This window comes from Mesorhizobium sp. M7A.F.Ca.CA.001.10.2.1, assembly GCF_003998575.1.
Classification (GTDB): Bacteria; Pseudomonadota; Alphaproteobacteria; order Rhizobiales; family Rhizobiaceae; genus Mesorhizobium.
The window spans coordinates 1-4,653 of sequence record NZ_RZQY01000480.1 but is presented as its reverse complement, the minus strand read 5'-3'; the positions used below and the strand labels follow the sequence as shown (position 1 = coordinate 4,653).

Annotated in this window: 4 protein-coding genes; 3 read left to right on the top strand and 1 reads right to left on the bottom strand. The window is 65.1% G+C overall.

The genetic code is table 11. From position 1 onward, the window contains the following. The first annotated feature begins 39 nt into the window (after nt 1-39). Together EN964_RS25245 and EN964_RS25240 are read left to right on the top strand one after the other, a co-directional pair. Nucleotides 40-2,400, top strand: coding sequence for a circularly permuted type 2 ATP-grasp protein (locus EN964_RS25245; protein WP_245490685.1), 2,361 nt, complete (start codon nt 40-42; stop codon nt 2,398-2,400). Between the two features lie 67 nt (nt 2,401-2,467). Continuing rightward, nucleotides 2,468-3,352, top strand: coding sequence for a transglutaminase family protein (locus EN964_RS25240; RefSeq protein WP_127270501.1), 885 nt, complete (start codon nt 2,468-2,470; stop codon nt 3,350-3,352). Nucleotides 3,353-3,410: 58 nt separating this feature from the next. Here EN964_RS25240 and EN964_RS38790 read toward each other — a convergent pair whose 3' ends face one another. Next, entirely contained in the window at nt 3,411-3,587 is a 177-nt protein-coding gene (locus EN964_RS38790; protein ID WP_245463595.1) for a hypothetical protein, read from the bottom strand. On the opposite strand from EN964_RS38790, the gene EN964_RS25235 reads away from it, so the two are divergent. After that, the gene (locus EN964_RS25235) at nt 3,505-4,434 is read left to right on the top strand and encodes a glycosyltransferase family A protein (RefSeq protein WP_245465081.1); all 930 of its coding nucleotides are present in this window, start codon (nt 3,505-3,507) and stop codon (nt 4,432-4,434) included. The two genes, EN964_RS38790 and EN964_RS25235, sit on opposite strands and share 83 nt — an antisense overlap. Nucleotides 4,435-4,653: the final 219 nt, after the last annotated feature.

The following is a 4,653-nucleotide window of genomic DNA, read 5'->3' as shown; positions in this document are numbered from 1 at the left end:
AATCACAAGAGGGGACGCGGCAAGCCGCAGACCCACAGCCTGCTGGAGCACTACCAGCCGATCGACGGCGTCGTCGACGAGATGGTCGATGCGTCAGGCAATCCTCGCCCGGCCTGGAAGCATTTTGTCGAGGCGCTCGAGGAACTTGGCGCTGAAAAGCTCGGCCAGCGCTTTGCCCGCGCCGACCAGTATCTGCGCGATGCCGGCGTCTATTACCGCGTCTATGACAAGGCCGGTGCCAATGAGCGCGAATGGCCGCTGGCGCATGTCCCGGTTCTCATCGAGGAGAGCGAGTGGGCGGCGATCAGCGCCGGCCTCGTGCAGCGCGCCGACCTGTTCGAGGAAACCATCGCCGATATCTACGGGCCGAACCGGCTGGTCGAGAAAGGCATCCTGCCGGCGGGATTGATCGCCGCCAGCCCGGAATATTTGCGGCCTGTCGTCGGCACCAGGCCGGCCGGCGGCCACTTCCTGCATTTCTGCGCCTTCGAACTCGGCCGCGGGCCTGATGGCCGATGGTGGGTGCTGGGTGATCGCACGCAGGCGCCGTCCGGCGCCGGTTTCGCACTGGAAAACCGCGTCGCCACCACGCGCGCGCTGTCCGACATCTATGGCGAGATGCATGTGCACCGCCTTGCCGGCTTTTTCCGCCGTTTTCGCGACGCGCTGATCGGCATGGCCAAGGAAACCGACGGCCGCGTCGCCATCCTGACGCCGGGGCCGCTCAACGAAACTTATTACGAGCACGCCTACATCGCCCGCTACCTCGGCATCATGCTGCTCGAAGGCGAGGATTTGACCGTCTCCGGCAGCCGGCTGATGGTGCGCACAGTTTCCGGCCTGATGCCGATCAGCGTGTTGTGGCGGCGGCTCGACGCCGCCTTCGCCGATCCGCTTGAACTGCGCGCGGATTCGCAGATCGGCACGCCGGGCCTGGTCGAGGCGATCCGCCAGGGCGCGGTTGCTACCGTCAACGCGCTGGGCTCCGGCCTGATGGAGACGCGCGCGCTGCTTGCCTTCCTGCCCAAGATTTCACGGGCCTTGCGGGGCGAGGAATTGCTGCTGCCAAGCGTCGCGACATGGTGGTGCGGGCAAGCAACCGAACGCGCGCATGTGCTGGCCAACATCGATCGCATGGTGATCGGGCCGGCGCTGTCGACGAGGCTTGCCTTCGAGGACGACGATTCAACGAAGCTAGGCTCGGCTCTGTCGGCCGGGGAGCGGGCGGAACTGGTGGCGCGCATTGAACGTGATGGCGGCGATTTCGTCGGCCAGGAAGCGGTGACGCTTTCGACGACGCCCGTCTATGTCGGCGGCTGGCTGGAGCCGCGGCCAGCCAGCCTGCGCGTCTACCTGGCGCGAACGCCGGAGGGCTGGACGGTGATGCCGGGCGGTTTTGCCCGAATCGGCCTGTCGCTCGACCCGACGGCGATCGCCATGCAGCGTGGCGGCCAGGCGGCGGATGTCTGGGTTGTCAGCGACAAACCGGTGGAGCGCGAGACGCTGCTGCCGCAAGAAGGCGACAGTTTCAGCCGCACCAGGCCCGGCAGCCTGCCCAGTCGCGCGGCGGAGAACCTGACCTGGCTCGGCCGCTATATCGAGCGCTCGGAAGACACGGTGCGCATCCTGCGCGCCTACCATGTGCGGCTCGCCGAAACCTCCGACCCGGATATGCCGCTGCTCGCCGACATCAGGGATTATCTCGAACCTTTCGGCATCGATGTGGAGACGGCGATCCCGTCAGGGCTGATCGGCACGCTGGATAGTGCGGTCTACAGCGCCGGGCAGATCCGCGACCGCTTCTCGCCCGATGGCTGGCTGGCGCTGAAGGACCTGTCGAAAACCATCCATCAGTTCGCAACGACGGTCGCGCCCGGCGACGACGCGACCCGGGCGATGACGGTCATCCTGCGCAAGCTCGCCGGCTTTTCCGGCCTGCTGCACGAGAACATGTACCGCTTCGCCGGTTGGCGCTTCCTCGAGATCGGCCGCCGGCTGGAGCGCGGTATCCAGATCTCCCGCACGCTGTCGCGGCTGACCAGCGCCAAGGCGCCGGACGGCGCGCTGGACATGATGCTGGAAATCGGCGACAGCGTGATGACCCATCGCCGCCAATATCCGGTGCAGGCCGGTCGGCGCACGGTGATCGACCTGCTGGCGCTCGATCCGCTCAATCCGCGCTCCATCCTGTTCCAGCTCGAAAGGCTGAAGGCCGAAATCGGCCTGTTGCCGTCGCTCGGCGGGGAGGGACAAATGTCGCCGGCGGCGAAGGAAATCCTGCAGCTCAACACCCAGATCGCCATCAAGGAGCCTTCGGATATGACGGCAAAGGCGCTGGACGACCTCGCCTATGAAATCGGCGGCCTCTACAACAGCCTCGCCAAAGCCTATTTCGGCTAAGCAGGTTCCGCAAAAGTGTCGCACGGGTTTTGCGACAAGAACCTGCGCAAAGGCAGAAAAATAGAACATGCTCTACGACATCAGGCTTCATCTGCATTACGATTACGCTGCGGCGGCCGGCGGCGGTCGTCATCAGGTGCGCGTACTGCCGTCGACGATATCAGGCGTGCAGCGTGTCATCGCCGCATCCCTGTCCTTTGCGCCGGCACCCAACGAACGTTCCGACTTTTCCGATTTCTTCGGCAACAACGTCACCTCGATCGCCTTTCGCGACGCGCATGACGCGCTCGACATCAGGATGAGCGCCCGCGTGTCGGTGTCTCGGCCCGAGCCCGGGCTCGACGTGTCGCCCGATATCGCCCGGCTGAGGCAAGAACTCGCCGCGATGCGGTCTCTGGCACCTGATGCACCGCACCACTTCCTGACGGCCAGCACCCATGCCGGCATCGACGATGCGATCACCGCTTACGCACGCGACAGCATCGCCGGCTCCGCCGCCGGCACGGCCGTGAGCCTGTGCAATCGCATCCATCGCGATTTCACCTATGACGGCGAAGCGACAACGGTGCGGACCCGGGCCAGTGATGCCTTCAAGTTGAAGCGCGGCGTTTGCCAGGACTTTTCACACATCATGATCGCCGGCCTGCGCGGGCTCGGTATTCCGGCCGGCTATGTCAGCGGCTTCTTGCGCACCATCCCGCCGAAGGGCAAGCCCCGGCTGGAAGGCGCCGATGCCATGCATGCCTGGGTCAAGGTCTGGTGCGGGCGCGATGCGGGCTGGCAGGAATTCGATCCGACCAACGGCATGCGGGCCAGCAACGACCATATCACCGTCGGCCACGGCCGCGACTATTCGGACGTGGCGCCGATCGTCGGCGTGCTCAAGACCACGGGGGGACAGGTTGGCGAGCAAGCTGTCGACGTCATTCCGGTCGTGCTCGAAAGAGCCTGAAGCAGGTCGTACACGCAGCGGTATTTGCGCCGCAATTCGGGATGGACAAGACTGCTTCTCAAATACCGATGCGGCCGCTAGTCTGTATTCGTTTCGGGGTGACGGTAGTTGTATCCTCAAGCGCATGGCGCGAGGTTTTGTAATTGAGAGCAATCAGCGTCGTCATTCCTGCCTGTAACGCGGCGGCGACCATTGCTGCAACGCTGGCATCGCTACGCAGCGAGGCCGAGATCATCGGCGAGATATTGCTGGTCGACGATGCGTCGACCGATGGCACGGCAACCATCGCGCGGGAGGCCGCGGCACAACTCTCGTTGCCGCTGCGCGTGCTGTCGGCCAAATGCCGCGATGCAGGCGGTGCCCGCAATGTGGCGCTGGCCGAAGCGGTCTATTCCTGGGTCTACCTGATCGATGCCGACGACCTGCATCTGCGGGGCGGGTTGCGCGCACTGCTCCGCAAGGCTCAGGAGCGGCCGGAGGCCGACATGATCGTGGGTGCCTACCGGCGACGGGTGAACGGCCAGGACCGGCAGATCAAGATGCCGAACGGCTATCAGGCTGCGTGCCTGGCAAATGCCTCGGCCTATGTGAAAGGCGATATACGTTCGGTCGCCGTGGGCAGCGTTCTGGCATCGCGGACCCTGATCGGCGAGACGCGGTTCCCCATCGGAATGGCCTATGACGAGGACACGCTGTTCTGGGCACGGCTGATGAGCAAGGCATCGCTCGCCATGGTCTCGCAACCTGTCATGGTCTATGAGGTTTCGCCGGTACGTTCCGATGACCGCTTTGCCCTCAACCCGGTGCGGCGCTTTCTGGACTGGCGCCGGGAACTGCGCACACTCACCGACTGCAACATCCCGTTGTCGGCGCTCAAGGCCAGGGAAGGGCTTGTCGCCCTCAAGATCGCCCGGGTCCACTATGCGCGCGGCGACCTGGGCACCGCGGCGCGCTTCCTGGCGGTAGCCGCGGCCGCGCCGAAGCGGCGCTCAGAAGCTTGGCGCTGCCTGCGCTACAGGTTCAAGCTCGCGGCGCGGCGGCGTTTGTCCGCGCCGCCGATCAAGCTGCAAGGCGCTCTGTAGGCGCCAGCCACCGCGATATCGGCGCGAGGCGCTTTTCGGACGGCGGGTGGAACCAGCGGTCGGCCAGTGGCTTATCTACGGAATTCGCGTGGAGCCGACATGTTGCAAAAATCCGGATTGTCGCCCAGCCGACCGGCTGGCGAGGACGCTGTATCGCCAGATGGTGCGCCCAAAAACGGGGCACAAAGCTCGGCCGACCATGCGTCGCTTAGCTATGTC